We start from the raw sequence: 18,852 nt of genomic DNA on the forward strand, positions 1-18,852 counted from the left end.
GTTCCGGATGGAGGTAGGGAGAGGCTCAGGCCTGCAGCAGCGGCAACAGGCCGCCGGCACGATCCAGCGCCGAGAGATCATCGTAACCGCCGATGTGGCGCTCATCGATGTAAACCTGGGGTACAGTGCGCCGCCCCGTGCGTTCCATCATGAGGGCACGCTGGGCGGGATCACGGTCCACGAAAATCTTGTGAATCTGGCTCACGCCGCGCTGATGCAGCAGCATTTCAGCGCGGATGCAGTAAGGGCACACGGATGTGCAGTACATGGTGACTTCGGCCATGGGACCTCTCAGGTTTTCGTCACGGGCATGCCGCCCTCGGCCCACGCCGCCAGGCCGCCCTCCAGACAGGATACGCGATCGAAGCCCTGCTTGCGCAGCGTCGCTGCCGCCTTGGCGCTTTCACGACCCCGGGCGTCGACCAGGATGATGGGCTTGTTCCTGGGCAGGCTGCCAGCTTGCGCCTCCAGCGTGTCGTGCGGGACGTTGCGGGCCTGCGGGATGCTGCCCGTCTTGAACTGCTCGGCCGGACGCACGTCCACGAACAGCCCGTTTTCGCGATTGACGAGCTGGATGGCTTCGGCCAGCGAGATGCTCGATCCGGAGCGCCCGCGCGACAGGCTTGGCCAGGCCAGCATGGCACCTGAAATCAGGGCGATCAGCAGGATCCAGAGGTTGTTCGGGCTGAGAAAAAAATCCACGGTGGTTCCTGTAGGGACGGTGGGAAAAATTTGTTGGCGCAGGGATTATAAAATGGACGGCAATTTTGGACTTTCGGGCTCGCCCATCATGCACAAACTGGTACTCATGCGCCATGGCGAAAGCCAGTGGAATCTCGAAAATCGCTTTACGGGCTGGACGGATGTGGATCTCACCGACACCGGCCGCGCCCAGGCGCGCCAGGCCGGGGAACTGTTGCACAGCCATGGCTACACCTTCGATCTCGCCTTTTCATCGGTGCTCAAACGCGCCATCCGGACCTTGTGGATTGCACTGGACGCCATGGAGGCCATGTACACCCCGATCGGCCTGAGCTGGCGGCTGAACGAGCGTCATTACGGCGCCTTGCAGGGGTTGAACAAGGCCGAGACGGCCGCCAAATTCGGCGAGGCGCAGGTCCTGCAGTGGCGGCGGGCCTACGCCATTGCGCCCGATCCGCTGTCGCCGGACGATCCCCGCCATCCGCGGTTCGACGCGCGCTACCGCCGCGTGCCGGCCGGCGAGCTGCCCGCCACGGAGTGCCTGCGGGACACGGTCGCCCGGGTGGTGCCGTTCTGGAACGATTCGATCGCGCCGGCCGTCCGATCCGGCCGGCAGGTGCTGGTCTCGGCGCATGGCAATAGCCTCAGAGCCCTGATCAAGCATCTGGACGGGATCTCCGACGACGACATCGTGGGGGTGAACATCCCCACGGGCCAGCCGCTGGTGTATGAGCTGGGCGACGATCTGCGGCCGTTGCGCCACTATTATCTCGGAGATCCCGAGCAGATCCAGGCGGCGATGCAGGCGGTCGCCAACCAGGGCAAGGCGGCGCAGAACTGATCATGTGGCGTGCCGGCCTGGCGTTTGTGCTGTGTCTGATGGGGCCGCTGGCCCAGGCCGAGTCGTCGCTGCAGGCGCGTCAGCAGCGGGCGCAGGAGGACCGGACCGCATTGCGCAGCCAGATCGACGCGCTGCAGAAGCGCATCGAGGCGACACAGTCGGACAAGGCGGATGCCACCGCCGCCCTCCAGGCCTCGGAACAGGCGATTTCCGACATCACCCGCAGGCTGGCCGACCTGCAGCAGCGCGATGAAGCGCTGCGAGCCAGTCTGCAGCAGCTCAAGACAGCGGAAGCGCAGCAGACGACCGCATTGCAGCACCAGCAAAAAGCGTTGGCCGATCAGTTGCGGGCGCAGTACGCCAGCGGACTGTCACCGTGGGCGGCCCTGTTGTCTGGTCGCGATCCCCAGGCGATCGGCCGGGAGCTGGCTTACCTGTCCTACGTGGCTCGGGCTCGCACTCAGGCACTGGACGACCTGAAGCAGACGCTGGACAAGCTCGACCGGCTCCATCAGCAGACCGATACGCAGCAGAAGGAGCTTTCGGCGCTGGTGGCGGACCGTCAGGCCGAGAAAAAGGACCTGCAGGCTCAGCAGGACGCGCACCGCAAGGCGCTGGCTCAGGTGCAATCCAGATTGCAGGGAGAAACACGGCAGGCCGAATCGCTGCATGATCGTGAGGCCCGGCTCGGGACGCTGATTCAGGGTCTGGACGCCGAGATCGCCCAGGCCGAAGCTCGCCGCCAGGCGGCGTTGAAGGCCGAGGCCGAACGCAAGGCGCGAGAACGTGCCGAGCAGGCGCGTCAGGCCCGGCAGCGGCGTGCCAAGGCGGCGGAGGAAGCCCGCCGCATTCGCGAGCGGGCGGAGCAGGCGCAAGCCGAACATCCCGCGCCTGCGGCGCCCGCCCAACCACCGAGCCCTCCGCCGGCGCAATCCGGCGCCGCACCGAGTGCGCAACCGCCCGAAGCGGCCCACCCGCCCGAGCGCTCCGTCCCGCCGGGCGGCTTCGCGGGGCTGAAAAAAGGCTTGCCGCGCCCGGTGGCCGGCGATGTGCAGGGCCGCTTCGGGACACAACGCCCGGAAGGCGGCGTCTGGCGCGGGATCGTGCTGCGGGCGGCCACGGGGACGCCGGTACGGGCCGTGGCGGCCGGCCGGGTGGTGTACGCCCATTGGCTCGGCGGCTTCGGCAACCTGCTCATCATCGATCATGGCCATCAGTATCTCAGCATCTACGCCTACAACCAGGCCTTGCTCAAGCAGGTGGGTGACGTGGTGGCCCAGGGCGATGTCGTGGCGCGCGTGGGCGCCACCGGCGGCCAGGTAGAGCCTGGCCTGTACTTCGAACTGCGCCACCAAGGAGCGCCCATCAATCCCGAAGTGTGGCTGCGGCCCTGAAATCGGGCGGAATGGACACGAATCCGGGGACCGAACTTAAGTTATGGCCCCAATTTCGTTACTATGTACCGTTCGTCGCGTCTGCGTACGGCATGCGGTTGCGGCGGGCTATCATTGGCGTAGAGCTTAGGAACGTGCATGGGCACCCGAAACAATCGTTCGTTGGTCTGGATCTTGGTGGGCTTTCTGGGAGGCATCCTGGTCAGCCTGGGTATTTCGGCAGCCGCACAGAAAGGCGAACCCCTGCCGCTGAAGGCCCTGCAGCAGTTTGCGAACGTCTACGGCGCGATCAAGTCCAGCTATGTCGAGCGCATGCCCGACAAGATGCTGATCGACGATGCCATCAAGGGCCTGTTCGCGGATCTGGATCCCCACTCCATGTATCTGGACGAAGACGCCTACAAGCAGATGCAGGACATCACGCGCGGCGGCTTCGGCGGCCTGGGGATTGAAATCGGCACCCAGGATGGCATGCCAAAAGTCATTGCTCCCATCGAGGACACGCCGGCGGCGCGGGCGGGCATCCTGACCGGCGACATCATCACGCAGATCAACGGTGAGCCCACCAAGGGCATGAACCTGAACGATGCCGTGAAGAAGATGCGCGGCGAACCGGGGACGGCGATCAACCTGACGATCGAGCGAGCCGGCAGCCCCAAGCCGTTGAAGTTCCGCATCGTGCGCGAGATGATCAAGACCAAGAGCGTGCGAGGCAAGATGCTGGCCAACGGCATCGCGTATGTGCGCATCAGCCAGTTCCAGGACCGCACCACGGCCGACCTCGTGAGCATGCTGGCGTCGTTTTCGAAGCAGTCCACCCCCAAGGGTCTGGTACTGGATCTGCGTAACGACCCGGGCGGACTGCTGGATGGTGCGATCGGCGTGGTGTCGGCGTTCGTCGATCCGGGCAAGCTGGTAGTCTCGACCAAGGGCCGCATCCCGTCTTCCAACGAAGAGTTCTATGCACGGCCGCTGGATCGTTCCCACGATCAGGAGATCGGAACCACGCTGCCGGAGTGGGCGCGTACCGTGCCCATGGTGGTGCTGGTGAACGTGGGGTCGGCCTCGGCCTCCGAGATCGTCGCGGGGGCCTTGCAGGACTACAAACGCGCCCAGATCGTGGGCAACCGGACGTTCGGTAAAGGCTCGGTTCAGTCGGTGCTGCAACTGAGCAAGGACACCGGCATCAAGCTCACGACGGCGCGATACTACACGCCCAGCGGCCGCTCGATCCAGAATACCGGCGTCGTGCCCGACCATGTGGTCGACGACAGCGCCGCGGGCAACCTGTTCCGTATGGAACGCGAGATCGACCTGCAGCACCACCTCGAGAATCAGGCCGCCGCCCAGAAAGCGGCCGACAAGGAGGGCGATTTCGTCAAGGGCGAAATCAAGATGTTCGAGTTCGGCGGTGCCGACGACTGGCAACTGCAGCAGGGCATCAATGCCCTGCTGGGGCGCCCGATCCTGAAGTCCGACGCGACAATGGTCCGCGAGGAACAGGCCCAGGCCGCAAAGGCACAGTCGGCGGAGCCAGACGCGGCGAAACCGGACGGGGCGAAACCGAACGCGGCACGGCAGGCTCCATCGGCTCAAAAAAAAACACTAGACCAGGAGAGTGACCGGGTCGAACACTACCGAATCACGCCAAATGGCGTCATCCGGGTGCAGTGATCCATGGCTGTGTCGTCACTCGACGATGCGCGGCTGATGCGCTATGCCCGGCACATCCTGCTGGATGAGCTGGGAATCGAGGGGCAGGAACGCCTTCTGGCCGCCCGCGTCCTGATCGTCGGGGCCGGGGGCCTGGGGTCGCCCGTGGCGCTGTATCTCGCTGCGGCGGGGGTAGGGCACATCATCCTGGCGGATGACGATGTGGTCGAACTCAGCAATCTGCAACGGCAGATTCTGCACGACATGGGCAGCCTCGGACGCCCCAAGGCCGAGTCGGGTCGGGATGCCCTGGCGGCGCTGAATCCTGACGTCCTGGTGGAAGCCCGCGTCGAGCGCCTGGACGACATGCGCCTGGCGACACTGGCGGGGGATGTGGATCTGGTGCTCGACTGCACCGACAACTTCGCGACCCGCCATGCGATCAACCGGGCCTGCGTGGCGGCCTCACGGCCGTTGGTGTCGGGCGCGGCGATCCGGTTTTCGGGACAGGTGAGCGTCTATGATGCGCGCGACCCCGCTTCTCCTTGCTACCATTGCCTGTTCCCGGAATCCGACCCGGTGTCCGAAGCCCGTTGCGCGACCACGGGGGTTCTGGGGCCGCTGCTGGGAATGGTCGGCAGCGTCCAGGCTACGGAGGCCATCAAGCTCATCGCCGGAATCGGTGCGCCACTGACCGGGCGATTGCTATCGGTGGATGCCTTGCGGATGCAGTGGCATACCGTGCACTTCAGGCGTGATCCGGATTGCCCGGTATGTGGCCGGCGCCCGCCCGCAGCAGCAGGGTGCTCAGGCGATTGACACGCGTATCCACATAGAGATCGCGGCCGGACTGCTGGTTGGAAAATGGGGTGCCGGGGTGGTACAGGTAGGCTGTGCGCATGCCGGCCTGCCGTGCCGTCTTCAGGTTGCGCAGAGTATCTTCGACCAGGATGATGCGGTGCGCCGGTACGCCCAGCCGCGCCACGATCTGCCGCATCAGGGCCAGCGACGGCTTGGGCCGCGGCAACCCCATGGGCATCATGTGGTCGATGGCCCACAGCCCGTCGAATTCCTGCAGGATCCCCAACGCATCCAGGACGCGCCTGGCGTAGTGCGCGGGTGCATTGGTCAGCACGATCCGGGTCCCCGGCAGGCGCCGCAACCGGCTGAGCTGCCCCTTTTCGGCATGCACCAGGGGGCCGACGTCAAAGTCGTGGCAGGTGGCCAGAAACCGCTGCAGATTGATCCCGTGGTGGCGCACCAGCCCGATGGCCGTGGCACCGTAACGCTGCCAGTATCGGCGTCGCACCACATCGGCTTCGTCCGCGGACAGACCCAGGGCCTGCGCGACGGCGTGCCCCATCCGTTGGTCGATGACGCGGAAGATCCGGTGCGAGGCGTCGTGCAGCGTGTTGTCGAGGTCAAACAGCCAGACCGGCGCGTCGGGAGCCAGGTGCCGCTGCCGACGCAGGGCGCTGGGGGCCCTCAGGGGCGACATCAGTGGGCGCTGATCATGGTGCCCACGCCGCGATCCGTCAGTATTTCGAGCAGCAGGCAGTGCGGTACACGGCCATCGATGATGTGTACGGAGTTCACACCGAAGCGTGCGGCATCCAGCGCGGAGGAAATTTTGGGCAGCATGCCGCCCGACAGCGTGCCGTCCTGGAACAGCGTGTCGATGGTCCGGGCTGACAGGTTGCGCAGCAGCTTACCCGATTTGTCGAGCACGCCGGGCGTGTTGGTCAGCATGATGAGCTTTTCAGCGCCCAGGACCTCGGCCATCTTGCCGGCTACCACGTCCGCATTGATGTTGTAGGCCTGGCCGTCCTCGCCATAGCCGATGGACGAGATGATGGGGATGAACTGGTCGTCCTGCAGGGCCTTGACCACCGCCGGCTCGATGCGCTCGATGTCGCCGACGAAACCGATGTCCAGCGTTTTGCCCGGGTGTTCGGGATCGGGCATGAGCTTCTTGCGGGCCTGGATGAGGCAGCCGTCCTTGCCGGTGAGGCCGACGGCCTTGCCGCCCGCCTCATTGATCATCATGACGATGTCCTGCTGGACCTGGCCGCCCAGCACCCACTCCACGACTTCCATGGTTTCGGCGTCGGTGACCCGCATGCCCTGGATGAAGGTGCCTTCCTTGCCGATGCGTTTGAGCGCGCTGTTGATCTGCGGACCGCCGCCATGCACCACGACCGGGTTCAGCCCCACGAGTTTCAACAGCACGACGTCGTGTGCAAAGCTGCGCTGCAGCGTCTCGTCCGTCATTGCGTTGCCGCCGTATTTGATGACGACGGTCTTGCCGTGGAAGCGGCGGATGTAGGGCAGCGCCTCGGAGAGAACTTCGGCCTTCAGGGCAGCCGGTTGCGTCGATGACTGGTCCGTCGCCGTGCTCATGAAGCGAGCGCCTTTTCGACGGTGGTCATGAACGACTTTTCGTCGTAGTTGCCCAGATAGCGCTTGATGATGCGGCCGTGCTTGTCGATCAGGAAGGCGGTGGGCGTAAGCTGCACGTCGCCGAATGCGTGAGCCAGCTTCCCTTGCGCGTCAATCACCACCGGAAACGGGAGTTTGCGGGTTTCGGTGTAGTTCTTGACGTAGTTGGGGGGATCGTACTGCATCGCCACGGCGATCGTGTCGAACCCCTTGGATTTGAGCTCGTCGTAATGGCGGATGGTATCCGGCATCTGGGCCACGCAGGTCGTGCAGCTCGTTGCCCAGAACTTCACCAGTACGACCTTGCCGCGCAAATCGGCAGTCGTGATGGCGCGCCCCTGCAAATCCGTGAAGGTGACTTGCGGCGCTGCCTGGGCGGAGCCCTGGAATTGCCAGAAGGCGGCAGTACCCAGGGCAACGGCGGCCGCCAGGCCGATAAAGAGTTTTTTCATCAGTGCACAGGCATGGTCTGGACACCTCCGCCGCTAGCCGCCGGCGCGGGAGCAGGGGTGCCCGTTGAACTGGAATCCGTGACGACGGGGGCTGGTTTGCCGGGTTCCGCCAGAATCGATTCACGCGCCACGACCTGGAACAATTTTACGACTTTGTTCACTCCGGTGACGCCCGAGGCCACGATGCCCGCGCGCTGGGCTTCGTCGGAGGTGACCTTGCCCATCAGGTAGACCACGCCGCGTTCGGTGGTGACCTTGATGGTGCGGAAGGGCACCTCTTTCGTCGAGGCGAGGTCCGTCTTCACCTTGGTCGTGATCCAGGTGTCGTTGGTGCGCACGCTCAGGGGGGTCAGGTCGCCCACGCGGATGTAGTTGTCGACTTCCCGGACTTTCGGAATGGTTTTCGCCACGGATTCGGCCCTCTGCCGGTCGGCATCGGTGGGAACGTCGCCCACCAGCAGGAGCCGTCCGCTGTAGGCCGTACCCACCACGCGAGCCTTGTCGCCGAAGGCGCGGTTCATTTCGCTGGATACGCGTATCTCTATCGTCTGGTCGTCGACCTGCTCGCCCGCCGTGCGGCGGTCGGTGGCGATGACTGCCGAGCCGGCAGCGGCTCCCCCCACGATGAACAGGCCACAGCCGGCCAGCGGCGTGAGGGCACAGGCCGCCAGCAGGCAGCGGGACAGGGTATGGGCGATGGGACGGGACGCGGGCATCAGAGCGGATCTCCGAGAAGCAGCGCATCGATGCCGTCGCACAGCGCATGCAGCAGCATGGTGTGGACTTCCTGGATGCGCATGGTGCGATCGTGCGGAACACACAGATGAATGTCGGTTTCGTAGAGCAGGGTGTTGACCTGCCCGCCGCCCTTTCCGGTCAGGGCGATGATTTGCATCTCGCGCTCGTGGGCGGCTTCGATGGCGCGCAGTACGTTGGAAGAGTTGCCGCTGGTCGTGAGGGCGACCAGCACGTCCCCCGGCTGCCCCAGTGCGCTGACCTGGCGTTCGAAGACGGCATTGAAGCCATAGTCGTTGCCCACAGCCGTCATGATGGAAGTGTCGGTGTTCAGGCAGATGCCGGCCAGCGGGAGCCGTTCGCGTTCGAAACGGCCGATGAGTTCGGCGATGAAGTGCTGGGCATCGGCCGCCGATCCCCCGTTCCCGCAGGCGAGGATCCGGGCATTATTGGTAAGGGCCCCGAACAGCAACTCCACTCCGGCGGAAAGTGCCGGTGCCAGCTCGCGCGCGCTGGCCCGGAAGGCATCGACGGCGTCGTCAAAGTGCGACGTCATGCGGGAAGTCATGTCCATGGCCGATTATCGCATGAGCCGCCGGCCTCTGTGGAGGTGAACGTAACAGAATCCGAGCAGGATTCCTTCATGCGGCATCCAGGCGAAAGGCATTTCGAATCCAGGTCAATTGGTCCCCGTCCACGGCCACGACGTCGAAGCGGCAGACCGGCGTTCGAGGCACGCCGGTCTGGCGGACGATCCTGGGAAGGAAATATTGAGCCGTGCGGATCAGGCGGCTCTGTTTGCGCCGGTTTACACTGGCGGCAGCTCCGCCGTAGGCACTGTGGGTCCGCTGGCGGACTTCCACGAAGACCAGGGTGCCGACGTCCCATGCGACCAGGTCGATCTCTCCGGCGCGGCAGTGTAGGTTGGCGGCCAGGACGTGCAATCCCCGGGCTTCCAGAAAGCGGGCGGCCAACTGTTCCGCGGCATGTCCCTGGAGCTGGGTGTTCGATCCGGCCATCAAGCCGGCGCATCCCGCAGCCGCCGGGGTGGCGTGCTGGCGGCGTCGCAAACGCTTTGCGGCCAATTTCTGGGCCTGGCGGGCGGTGTCGTAGGGGTCGTCGCTCATGGCTGGAGCTGGCAAAGGAAGATTCAAGTATGAACGACCCACTCGACTGGGAAAATGCCGAAGTGACGTGGAAACGTCACGCCGAACAGGTGGTGGCGCAGAGCTGGCCGCCCGCGTGCCTCTACGTCGTGGCGACTCCCATCGGCAATCTCGCCGACATGAGTCTGCGGGCGTGGCAGGCATTGCGGGGATGCGATGCGGTGGCGGCCGAGGACACCCGTACGACACGGACGCTGCTGGACGCCTGGGGGATCCGGACGCCTCTCCTGGCGGCGCATCGCCACAACGAGCAGCAGGCAGCCGACGCCATCGTTCAGCGGTTGGCCGAAGGTCAGCGGGTGGCACTGGTGTCCGACGCCGGCGCGCCAGCGGTCAGCGATCCAGGCGCGCGCATCGTGCGCTGCGTCCGCGCGGCCGGCTACCGGGTGGTGCCGCTGCCCGGCCCCAGCGCGGTCGTTGCGGCCCTGATGGCCAGTGGGGCCACTTCAGACGATGCGCCCGGGTTTGCCTTTGCCGGGTTCCTGCCGAGCAAGCCCGCAGCCCGTCGCAAGTGGCTGGCGCAGTGGCTGGCGTGGCCCGTGCCGGTCGTGTTCTTCGAGACCCCGCACCGGCTGGGAGCCGCACTGGACGATCTGGTGCAGGTTGGAGGGCCCGACCGGCTGCTGACGCTGGCGCGTGAACTGACCAAACGTTTCGAGGAAATCTGTACTCTGCCGGTGGCCGAGGTCCGCGACTGGCTGGGGGCCGATGCCCACCGGGGGCAAGGGGAATTCGTGCTGGTGATGCACGCGCCGCCGCCACGGAACGCATTGGACGAAGCCCTCTCGGCCGAGCAGGAACGTTTGATGACGGCCCTGCTCGCTGAACTGTCGGTCCGCGATGCTGTACGTATCGGCGTGCGGGCGACGGGCCTGCCAAGGGATCAGTTGTACGACTGGGCCCTGGCGCGGAATCGTGACGAGCAAGCCGCCGATTCGTGATGAAGAGGCCGCCGGTCCATTCGTCCGATCCGGCGGCGATGGGGCCGGCCCCTGGTTCACCGAACCGGACCCCGATTCAGCTCAGTTCGGTTTCGCGGAAGGAGCACACCGTGTAGACGGGCAATCCGGAGTCGCGGACGGTCTGGGAGCCCTTCAGGTCGGGCAGGTCGATCATGGCGGCTGCTTCGGCGACGTTGGCCCCCAGGCGTTGCAGCAGCCGGGAGGCAGCCAGCATCGTGCCGCCAGTGGCGATCAGGTCGTCGATCAGCAGGACACGTTGGCCGGGACGCACCGAGTCCATGTGCATTTCGACGGTGGCGTTGCCGTATTCCAGGGAGTAGGTTTCGGAGACCGTCTTGTAGGGCAGCTTGCCCTGCTTGCGCACGGGGACGAACCCCAGTTTCAGCTCGTACGCCAGCACAGCGCCGATGATGAAGCCGCGCGCATCGATGCCGGCGACCAGGTCCAGCCGCTGGCGCATGTACCGGTAGACAAACAAATCGATCAGGACGCGGAACGCCTGCGGATCCTGCAGGACGGGCGTGATGTCGCGGAACATGACCCCGGCCTTGGGCCAATCGGGCACCGTACGTATCGTCTCCCGGATATATTGGGCCGGATCGGTTTGCATGACTGCATCCTGTGTAGGCAAAGGCGGTCACAGTTTAACAAGCCTGGCGTCCCGTTCGGTTGATCCTGATGTTTGAATTCGGCGTCTGCGCCACCCATACTGCGTTGCACATCCTCGTGATGGCCCTTGCCATCACTGCGGTTCGCGCCTTGTCTGGATGACGCATGCATCCGAATTCAAGGACACAAACCGACCGAACGGGACACCAGGCCGCACCGGGTCCGGTCCTTTCAGCGTTGCCGGTCACGATCGCGGCCGTTCCGCTTAAAATCGAGAGATGCATGCTCATCCCCGCCTCCTGCCGGAGGCCATACGCGCCAGTGCCGCGCACACGTTCGCCATCGAAATCCAGGCCTTGCAGGCCTTGCAGGGCCGTATCGACGCGCGCTTCGAAGAGGCGGTAGCCCGGATACTAGGGTGCCCGGGCCGCGTAGTAGTCACGGGAATCGGCAAGTCGGGCCATGTGGCGCGCAAGATCGCCGCGACGCTGGCCTCGACCGGAACCCCCGCCTTCTTCATGCACGCGGCAGAGGCCATCCATGGCGATCTGGGCATGCTGACGGGCCAGGACATCCTCCTGGCAATCTCGTATTCGGGATCGGCGCAGGAGCTCATCACCATTATTTCCGTGGCCAAGCGGATGGGCACGCAGATCATCGCCATGACCGGGCACCCGGACTCTGAACTGGCTCTGAGCGCCGACCTGTCGCTGGATGCCGCCGTGGATCAGGAGGCTTGCCCTCTGAATCTTGCGCCGACGGCCAGCACCACGGCGGCGCTGGTGCTGGGCGACGCCATTGCGGTCGCCTGCCTGGAGGCGCGCGGCTTCAATCGGGACGATTTCGCCCGGTCGCACCCCGGCGGAGCCCTGGGCCGCCGCCTCCTGACGTCCGTGTCCGACGTCATGCGGACCGGGACTGCCTTGCCCCGAGTGCGGCCGGATACTCTCATCCCCGATGCGCTGACCGAGATGTCCTCCAAGGGCATGGGAATGGCGATCGTCCTCGAGAACCGGCGACCTGTCGGGATTTTCACCGACGGGGACTTGCGCCGCGTCATCGCGCAGCATGGCGACATCCGCAAACTGCCGGTCTCCATTGGCATGAGTCACCATCCAAAGTCGATCGCCGCCGATGCGCCCGCGATCGAGGCCGCGACGGTCATGGATGCGAACAAACTCAATCAGATGCTGGTTCTGGATGGCGACGGGCTATTATTGGGTGCCTTGCACATGCATGATCTTCTCGCCGCGAAGGTAATCTGATGAACGAGCTGCCCGGTTTCTCCCACCCCGCCGAAGCCCAGATTCTTGCGCTCGTCCCGACCAGCGTGCGCGACCGTGCGCGCGCCGTGCGCATGATGGTGTTCGATGTGGACGGCGTCCTGACCGATGGCAGCCTCTGGTATGCCGAACACGGCGAGGCCGTCAAACCGTTCAATGCGCTGGACGGCCACGGCCTGCGGCTGCTGCGCGAGCAAGGCATCCGAGTGGCCTGGATCAGTGGGCGCAACAGCGCCATTACGGCCCGCCGTGCCGCGGAGCTGGGCATTGCGCCGGTCCTCCAGGGGACTCGCGACAAGATCGCGGCGCTGGAGGGCCTGGCCCGCGAAGCGGGTCTGGCGCTGGGCGACCTGGGATTCATGGGCGACGACATCATCGATCTGCCCGCGCTGCAGCGCGTAGGCTTTGCAGCCAGCGTCCCCAATGCCCCGGCGTACGTCAGCCAGGCGGTTCACTGGGTAGCGGCGCGCCCTGGCGGGAGCGGGGCCGTGCGTGAATGCTGCGATCTCATCCTGGCGGCGCAAGGGCGTCTCGGAGCCTGTTTGACGGCGTCGCTTTCGACGCTGGGCGGAGCCATTCAATGAAAGACCGCCTCCCCAGCCTGGTAGCGGTGGCGTTGCTGGCGCTGCTGGTGCTCGGTACCTGGTGGGCTTCCGATTACACGTTGCGCTCCATTCAAGTCGATCCGCCGCGCAAGATGACGCACGAGCGGGACTCCTGGTCCGATCACTTCGTGATGGTCCGCACCGGACCCGAAGGGTACGCCATCAACCGGCTGGAAGGGACCGCAATGGACCATTTCCCTGACACAGACAGCTATGAGATCACGATGCCCAAGGCGGTGGATCATCAGCCGGGCAGCCCGACGACGGTGGGGACGGCCGAACGCGGCACCCTGGACCAGCACGGTGATCGCATCGTGCTCAATGGCAGCGCCCACTTGCGGCGCCTGCCCACGGCCGAACACCAGCTCCTGGACGTGCGCAGTGACCAGCTCGTCATCGAACCCAATCGCGATCTCGTGCACACCGATCATCCGGCGCTGGTGGTCAATGGCCATTCCACCTTGCGCGGCCGAGGCATGCGCTACGATAACCGTACCCGGCAATTGACCGTGACGGCCGCCAGCGATGTGAAGATCTCTGGCGAAGACCGGGCCCGCAACGCCGGTTCAAAGAAGACCGAAGAACCATGAAAATCCTGTCCCTTGCCTTGTCCGCCGCGTTGATCCTGGGTACCTTCGCTGTGCCCGTGCAGGCAGCGGCCCCCGCGAAGACCTCGGCTTCCGAGAAGACGTCGGCTCCCGCGAAAGCGGCCGAGGAACCGGATACGGTCGTGCTGTCGGACACCTTGCACTATGACGACGTCACCAAGACCAGCACTTTCACGGGCAATGTGGTGTTGACGCGCGGGACGATGACCTTGCGGTCGGACAAGCTGGTCACGCGCGAGGACGCACAGGGAAATCAGTCGGGTACCGCCACTGTCGACAAGGGGCACCTGGTGAATGTCCGCCAGGAAAATCCCGAGAAGTTCGAAACGCTGATCGGCACCGGCAATCAGGCGGACTACGATGGCAAGACGGGCGACGTCACGCTGATCGGTCAGGCGACGGTCGTCCGGATGATCTGCGGCCAGGCGTTCGACAACGTGCGCGGGGCGCGCATTGTCTACCACCAGAAATCGGCGACCTACGAGGCTTTTGGCGGCAAGGACTCCGCTGCCGCCGGCGGGCGTGTCCGATCGCTGGCACAACCTCAGTCGCGTGTCGACCAGGCGATCGCCAAGTGCCGCGCGAAGCGTCCGTGAGTCCGATGGCCCTCTCCGTGTCTTCCAGGCCCGATTCCGCTTCGGATTCCGTTCTCTCCGAGTCCTCCCGCGACACCCGCGCGACTGGCAGTCTGCAGGCGGTGGGGCTGGGCAAGAGTTTTGGCCGGCGTGCCGTGGTTCAGGACGTCTCGCTGTCGGTGGACAGCGGCGAAGTGGTGGGGCTGCTGGGCCCCAACGGTGCGGGCAAGACCACCAGCTTCTACATGATCGTGGGGCTGATTCCGGCCGACACGGGGCGCATTCTGATCGATCACCATGACGTGACCGGCATCCCCATGCACCGCCGCGCGCGGCTGGGGCTATCGTACCTGCCGCAGGACGCCTCGGTGTTCCGGCGGCTGACCGTGGAGCAGAATATCCGTGCGGTGCTGGAACTGCAGCGTGATACCGAGGGCCATGGACTTTCGTCGGCTGCGCTCGAAGAGCGGCTGGAGGCGCTGATCGACGAACTGCAGATCGAGCATATCCGGCGCAACATGGCAATTTCGTTGTCCGGGGGCGAGCGGCGCCGGGTGGAGATCGCGCGGGCGCTGGCAACGCATCCCCGATTCATCCTGCTGGACGAGCCCTTTGCGGGGGTGGATCCCATCGCGGTGATCGAAATCCAGCGCATCGTGCAGTTTCTTAAGGGCCGCAATATCGGTGTGCTCATCACCGATCACAATGTGCGCGAAACGCTGGGGATCTGCGATCGCGCCTATATCATCAGTGAAGGCAAGGTCCTGACCAGCGGCCATCCCAGCGAGATCGTGGACAACGAGGCCGTGCGTCAGGTCTACCTGGGCAAGAACTTCCGAATGTAGGTCCGGACCGCCGAGGCTGCCGCCACCGGTTCGCTGCAATCCTTCCATCTTACACTGCGCGAGGGCACTTGATGTGCCCGCAGCTGTCTGTACACTGAAACCACCATCACTTCATCGGGAGGCCTTCTCTTCATTCATACGGGTTCCGCTGGAACCTCACCTGTATTTCCGCAAGGAGTCTGCACTATGAGCCTGACAATCACCGGTCGTCATCTGGAAATCACCCCGGCCATTCGCGAGTATGTCTACACCAAGACAGCGCGTGTCCTGCGACATTTCGACCAAGTCATCGATTCACAGGTCATGTTGTCGGTCCAACCCTTGAAGCACACCGCCGAAATGACGATGCGCCTGCGCGGCAAGGACCTGCATTGCGAAGCCACGGACGAAAATCTGTATGCGGCCATCGATCTGCTGGTCGATAAAGTCGACAGGCAGGTCATCAAATACAAATCCAAGGCTCAGACTTACATTCACCTACCTCCGAAACGGCAGGTGGCCATGGCCACCGAATGAGGCTGGCATCATGCCGTAACGCGTCTTCCGATGGGTCCGGCCATTCGCGAATCTGACGATTCGAATGGATCAGACATCAGGACCAGCAGGAAGAACCACCGGGCCCCGGGCACTGTATCCGGGGCCTTTGCTTTGGCCGGCGGCGCGCTTCGCCAACTATAATGGCCTTCATGACTCTCACGCCGCGCATCCTGCCGCCCACCAACGTGATACTGGACTTGGCGGCCACCAGCAAGAAACGTGCCTTCGAACAGGCGGGTCTCCTGTTCGAGAACAACCAGGGTGTCGCCCGCATGTCGGTGTTTCACAGCCTGCTGGCGCGTGAACGCCTGGGTTCGACGGCCCTGGGCCATGACGTGGCCGTGCCACACGGGCGATTGAAGGACTTGCGCGAGCCTCATGCCGCCTTCATACGCCTGGATCGTCCTATCCGGTTTGACGCGAATGACGGGCGCACGGCCCGCCTGTTATTCTTCCTCCTGATCCCTGAAACCGCGACCCAGATGCATCTGGATCTGCTCGCAGGGATTGCGCGCCTGATGTCGGACCCGACTCTGCGCCAGGCGCTGCTGCAGTCCACGGATCCATTGGAGGTCCACCACCTGATTCTCGCGGGCGCGAGCGCCCCGTCGACCGAACATGCTGAGCATCCAAGAGCTGATTCGTGATAATGCCGAAAAGATCGCCTTTTCCTGGATCGCAGGACAGGATGCGGCGGGCGTGCGCACGTTGCCGGAGGCGGGCGGCACGGCCGCCGATCTGATCGGCCACCTGAATCTGATTCACCCGGGGCGCATCCAGGTCTTTGGTGCCGAGGAGATGTCCTATTACCAGCGGCTGGATGCCAAACGGCGGCTGCATCATCTGGATGACCTGGTGGCGGGGGGTGTCCCCGCCATCATCCTGGCCGCCCAGACATTGCCCCCGGATGACCTGAAGGCATATTGCGAGACCCACGAGATCCCGTTGCTGGGCACGCCCGTCGATGCGTCGTTGCTCATTGACCTCCTGCGGATCTATCTGGGCAAGCGCATGGCGCCCAAGACGCTGGTCCACGGCGTTTTCATGGACGTGCTGGGGCTGGGCGTGCTGATCACCGGGGAGTCGGGCCTGGGCAAGAGCGAACTCGCGCTGGAATTGATTTCCCGGGGCCATGGCCTGGTGGCTGACGATGCCGTGGAGCTTTCCCGCACGGCCCCGAATTTCGTCGAGGGGCAATGTCCGGCGCTGCTGCAGAATCTGCTCGAAGTCCGGGGCCTGGGGCTGCTCGACATTCGGACCATCTTTGGCGAAACGTCGGTGCGGCGCAAGATGAAGATCAAGCTCATCGTGCACTTGGTGCGCATGACGCCCGAGACGTTCGAACGGCTGCCGACCCAGGATCAGTACGAAGATATCCTGGGCATCCCCGTGCGCCGCGTCATGCTGCAGGTGGCGGCGGGCCGTAACCTGGCCGTGCTGGTCGAGGCGGCCGTGCGCAATACCATCCTGAGCCTGCGGGGCATCGATACCATGGGCGAATTCATCGAGCGCCAGGCATTGGCCATCATGGAGAACAGTCGCGAGCCCACGCCATGAACAGCTCGAACCTTTTGCGCTCCGGCGTCGCGCCATGCTGAACATCGTGCTCATCACCGGTATCTCCGGGTCGGGCAAATCGGTGGCCTTGCGCATGCTCGAGGACACCGGTTACACCTGCGTGGACAATCTGCCCGTGCGGTTCCTGCACGAATTCATTGCCAGCACGCAGGAATCCGGGCTGGATCGCGTGGCGGTGGCCATCGATGTACGCACGCCGGGCGATCTGGATGACCTGCCGGGGATTCTCACCAGCTTGCGCGCCCAGGGGATGGCGCTGCACGTGGTCTTTCTGGACGCCGACGATCAGACACTGATCCAGCGCTATTCGGAGTCGCGGCGCCGGCATCCGCTGAGCGACCGGCTGCAGCGAGAGGGCCGGGACAGTTCACTGCAGAGCTGCATTGCCCGCGAGCGCGAGCTGCTCGCGCCGCTGCGGGACCAGGAGCACGTGATCGACACGTCCGACCTGACGCCGGGCCAGCTCAGGAGCTGGGTGCGCGACCTGGTGCAGGTGGACAAGGTGGCCGTGGTGCTGACGTTCGAGTCGTTTGCCTACAAGCGTGGGGTCCCCTTCGACGCCGACCTGGTGTTCGACGTGCGCTGTCTTCCCAATCCGCACTATGACCCGCAGTTGCGGCCGCTTACCGGCCGCGACGCGCCTGTGGCTGACTGGCTGGCCCAGTTCGGCAGTGTGGGGGCGATGGTGGATGATATTGCGGGATTCATCCGCAAGTGGCTGCCGCTGTATCAGCAGGACACCCGCAACTACCTGACTGTGGCGATCGGCTGCACGGGCGGGCAGCATCGCTCGGTCTATGTGGCCGAACAGCTGGCGCGGCGCTTTGCCGACCACTCCCCGCTGCTGATTCGCCATCGGAATCCGCTGCTGCAGCAGCCCGTGCAGCCATGAGCCGGCCCTTTCGCCGCCTCGCGCTGGGTCTGTGCTGTGTGACATTGGCCGTCCTCGCCGGCTGCGCTTCGCGGGGGCGTTACTACGGCAGCGACGGCATAGGCGACCACATCCCGGCCAACATTGCGGCCATTCCGGATGCTGTCCCGAGGATCGAACATCCCGCGCCGGCGAACTTCCGGCCCTACGAGGTATTCGGCGTGCAATATGTGCCGCTGGCCGAGAATCAGCCCTATCGCAAGGAGGGCATAGCGTCCTGGTATGGCCGCAAGTTCCACGGAGAAAGGACGGCCAATGGCGAGACCTACGACATGTACTCCATGACGGCGGCGCATCCGCTTCTGCCGGTGCCCAGCTACGCCCGGGTGACCCGCGTCTCCACCGGTAAATCCGTCATCGTGCGCATCAACGATCGGGGACCTTTCCATCCCGGGCGGATCATCGACCTTTCCTATGTGGCGGCTGCCAAGCTCGGACTCGTCGGGCCGGGCAGCGGCGAAGTGATCGTGCAGGCCATCACCAATGCCGACATCCTGGCCGGAAATTACAAGAATCCGTCGCCGGTATTGCTCGCCAGCGCCGCCTCTTCGCCGGCACCGGTGACCGCGGCCGCGCCCGCACCTTTGCCGGCCCACGACCCGATACCGGTCCCCGCCATGTCCGCTGCGCGGCCATCGTCTTCCTCGCCGACAGCCAGTGCGGCGCAGGCGGCGGCCATCATGGGCCGTGACGGGTCCGCAGCGGATGGCGGCTCCGTCTATCTGCAGTTCGGAGCGTTTGCGTCCGCTGTCAACGCCCAGGCGTTTTCCCAGCGCATCAACGCTCAGATCGGTACGGGACATACGGCTGTGACTTACCAGGCGTCGCTCTACAAGGTCCGGATGGGACCGTATGCCTCGCGTGACGAGGCTGCCGAAGCGGCGTCCGTCCTCGCACGGACCGCCGACGTCAATCCGGTCGTCGCGTCCGACTGAGG

General features: G+C 64.8%; 24 protein-coding genes. 15 read left to right on the plus strand and 9 right to left on the minus strand.

Annotated elements, in window-relative coordinates; translation table 11 throughout:
• Positions 1–25: 25 nt before the first annotated feature.
• Both grxC and ACVCMJ_RS13995 read right to left on the minus strand, forming a co-directional pair.
• Positions 26–283: a glutaredoxin 3 gene (gene grxC / locus ACVCMJ_RS13990; RefSeq protein WP_447082005.1), complete on the minus strand. Its 258-nt coding sequence runs from the start codon at positions 281–283 to the stop codon at positions 26–28.
• 8 nt (positions 284–291) lie between these two features.
• Complete coding sequence (locus ACVCMJ_RS13995; protein ID WP_447082006.1) at positions 292–702, minus strand: rhodanese-like domain-containing protein; 411 nt, start codon at positions 700–702, stop codon at positions 292–294.
• 88 nt (positions 703–790) lie between these two features.
• On the opposite strand from ACVCMJ_RS13995, the gene gpmA reads away from it, so the two are divergent.
• From gpmA to ACVCMJ_RS14015, 4 genes are all read left to right on the plus strand, one after another.
• Complete coding sequence (gpmA, locus tag ACVCMJ_RS14000; RefSeq protein ID WP_447082602.1) at positions 791–1,543, plus strand: 2,3-diphosphoglycerate-dependent phosphoglycerate mutase; 753 nt, start codon at positions 791–793, stop codon at positions 1,541–1,543.
• Positions 1,544–1,545: 2 nt separating this feature from the next.
• Positions 1,546–2,937, plus strand: coding sequence for a murein hydrolase activator EnvC family protein (locus ACVCMJ_RS14005; RefSeq protein WP_447082007.1), 1,392 nt, complete (start codon positions 1,546–1,548; stop codon positions 2,935–2,937).
• 138 nt (positions 2,938–3,075) lie between these two features.
• Positions 3,076–4,611 carry a S41 family peptidase gene (locus tag ACVCMJ_RS14010; RefSeq protein ID WP_447082008.1) on the plus strand — a complete coding sequence of 512 codons (1,536 nt, stop codon included), beginning with the start codon at positions 3,076–3,078 and terminating at the stop codon, positions 4,609–4,611.
• A 3-nt stretch (positions 4,612–4,614) separates the two neighbouring features.
• Complete coding sequence (locus ACVCMJ_RS14015; RefSeq protein WP_447082009.1) at positions 4,615–5,409, plus strand: HesA/MoeB/ThiF family protein; 795 nt, start codon at positions 4,615–4,617, stop codon at positions 5,407–5,409.
• Here the strand turns inward: ACVCMJ_RS14015 and ACVCMJ_RS14020 are convergent.
• The 6 genes from ACVCMJ_RS14020 to ACVCMJ_RS14045 form a co-directional block, all read right to left on the minus strand.
• Entirely contained in the window at positions 5,339–6,088 is a 750-nt protein-coding gene (locus ACVCMJ_RS14020) for a pyrimidine 5'-nucleotidase (RefSeq protein ID WP_447082010.1), read from the minus strand. The two genes, ACVCMJ_RS14015 and ACVCMJ_RS14020, sit on opposite strands and share 71 nt — an antisense overlap.
• A complete protein-coding gene (gene argB, locus ACVCMJ_RS14025) occupies positions 6,088–6,990 on the minus strand; it encodes an acetylglutamate kinase (RefSeq protein ID WP_447082011.1) in 903 nt (300 codons plus the stop codon). The genes ACVCMJ_RS14020 and argB overlap by 1 nt, the downstream gene beginning before the upstream one ends.
• Positions 6,987–7,481 (minus strand): TlpA disulfide reductase family protein, encoded by a 495-nt coding sequence (locus ACVCMJ_RS14030; RefSeq protein WP_447082012.1) that lies wholly within the window; start codon positions 7,479–7,481, stop codon positions 6,987–6,989. Before ACVCMJ_RS14030 ends, argB begins: the two co-directional genes overlap by 4 nt.
• Positions 7,481–8,197, minus strand: a complete 717-nt coding sequence (locus ACVCMJ_RS14035) for a BON domain-containing protein (RefSeq protein WP_447082013.1) — start codon at positions 8,195–8,197, stop codon at positions 7,481–7,483. Before ACVCMJ_RS14035 ends, ACVCMJ_RS14030 begins: the two co-directional genes overlap by 1 nt.
• A complete protein-coding gene (locus ACVCMJ_RS14040) occupies positions 8,197–8,790 on the minus strand; it encodes a phosphoheptose isomerase (RefSeq protein ID WP_447082014.1) in 594 nt (197 codons plus the stop codon). Before ACVCMJ_RS14040 ends, ACVCMJ_RS14035 begins: the two co-directional genes overlap by 1 nt.
• 67 nt (positions 8,791–8,857) lie before the next feature.
• Complete coding sequence (locus ACVCMJ_RS14045) at positions 8,858–9,343, minus strand: YraN family protein (protein WP_447082015.1); 486 nt, start codon at positions 9,341–9,343, stop codon at positions 8,858–8,860.
• A gap of 29 nt (positions 9,344–9,372) precedes the next feature.
• Here ACVCMJ_RS14045 and rsmI point away from each other — a divergent pair, with 29 nt between their 5' ends.
• On the plus strand, positions 9,373–10,323 hold the full coding sequence (gene rsmI, locus ACVCMJ_RS14050) for a 16S rRNA (cytidine(1402)-2'-O)-methyltransferase (RefSeq protein ID WP_447082016.1): 951 nt from the start codon (positions 9,373–9,375) through the stop codon (positions 10,321–10,323).
• 76 nt (positions 10,324–10,399) lie between these two features.
• On the opposite strand, the gene ACVCMJ_RS14055 is transcribed toward rsmI, so the two are convergent.
• Positions 10,400–10,954, minus strand: a complete 555-nt coding sequence (locus ACVCMJ_RS14055; RefSeq protein ID WP_447082017.1) for an adenine phosphoribosyltransferase — start codon at positions 10,952–10,954, stop codon at positions 10,400–10,402.
• A 277-nt stretch (positions 10,955–11,231) separates the two neighbouring features.
• Here ACVCMJ_RS14055 and ACVCMJ_RS14060 point away from each other — a divergent pair, with 277 nt between their 5' ends.
• From ACVCMJ_RS14060 to ACVCMJ_RS14105, 10 genes are all read left to right on the plus strand, one after another.
• Positions 11,232–12,218: a KpsF/GutQ family sugar-phosphate isomerase gene (locus ACVCMJ_RS14060; protein WP_447082018.1), complete on the plus strand. Its 987-nt coding sequence runs from the start codon at positions 11,232–11,234 to the stop codon at positions 12,216–12,218.
• Positions 12,218–12,820, plus strand: a complete 603-nt coding sequence (locus tag ACVCMJ_RS14065; RefSeq protein ID WP_447082019.1) for a KdsC family phosphatase — start codon at positions 12,218–12,220, stop codon at positions 12,818–12,820. Before ACVCMJ_RS14060 ends, ACVCMJ_RS14065 begins: the two co-directional genes overlap by 1 nt.
• Positions 12,817–13,431, plus strand: coding sequence for an LPS export ABC transporter periplasmic protein LptC (gene lptC / locus ACVCMJ_RS14070; RefSeq protein ID WP_447082020.1), 615 nt, complete (start codon positions 12,817–12,819; stop codon positions 13,429–13,431). The genes ACVCMJ_RS14065 and lptC overlap by 4 nt, the downstream gene beginning before the upstream one ends.
• Positions 13,428–14,045 (plus strand): lipopolysaccharide transport periplasmic protein LptA, encoded by a 618-nt coding sequence (gene lptA, locus ACVCMJ_RS14075; protein ID WP_447082022.1) that lies wholly within the window; start codon positions 13,428–13,430, stop codon positions 14,043–14,045. Before lptC ends, lptA begins: the two co-directional genes overlap by 4 nt.
• A 5-nt stretch (positions 14,046–14,050) precedes the next feature.
• A complete protein-coding gene (lptB, locus tag ACVCMJ_RS14080) occupies positions 14,051–14,869 on the plus strand; it encodes an LPS export ABC transporter ATP-binding protein (RefSeq protein ID WP_447082603.1) in 819 nt (272 codons plus the stop codon).
• A gap of 186 nt (positions 14,870–15,055) precedes the next feature.
• Positions 15,056–15,385, plus strand: coding sequence for a ribosome hibernation-promoting factor, HPF/YfiA family (hpf, locus tag ACVCMJ_RS14085; RefSeq protein ID WP_447082023.1), 330 nt, complete (start codon positions 15,056–15,058; stop codon positions 15,383–15,385).
• Positions 15,386–15,546: 161 nt separating this feature from the next.
• Positions 15,547–16,053: a PTS sugar transporter subunit IIA gene (locus tag ACVCMJ_RS14090; RefSeq protein WP_447082024.1), complete on the plus strand. Its 507-nt coding sequence runs from the start codon at positions 15,547–15,549 to the stop codon at positions 16,051–16,053.
• Positions 16,025–16,963, plus strand: a complete 939-nt coding sequence (hprK, locus tag ACVCMJ_RS14095) for an HPr(Ser) kinase/phosphatase (protein ID WP_447082025.1) — start codon at positions 16,025–16,027, stop codon at positions 16,961–16,963. Before ACVCMJ_RS14090 ends, hprK begins: the two co-directional genes overlap by 29 nt.
• 34 nt (positions 16,964–16,997) lie before the next feature.
• Entirely contained in the window at positions 16,998–17,876 is an 879-nt protein-coding gene (gene rapZ, locus ACVCMJ_RS14100; RefSeq protein WP_447082026.1) for an RNase adapter RapZ, read from the plus strand.
• Positions 17,873–18,850, plus strand: coding sequence for a septal ring lytic transglycosylase RlpA family protein (locus tag ACVCMJ_RS14105; protein WP_447082027.1), 978 nt, complete (start codon positions 17,873–17,875; stop codon positions 18,848–18,850). The genes rapZ and ACVCMJ_RS14105 overlap by 4 nt, the downstream gene beginning before the upstream one ends.
• Positions 18,851–18,852: the final 2 nt, after the last annotated feature.

Source organism: Castellaniella sp. UC4447_H14 (assembly GCF_052978285.1).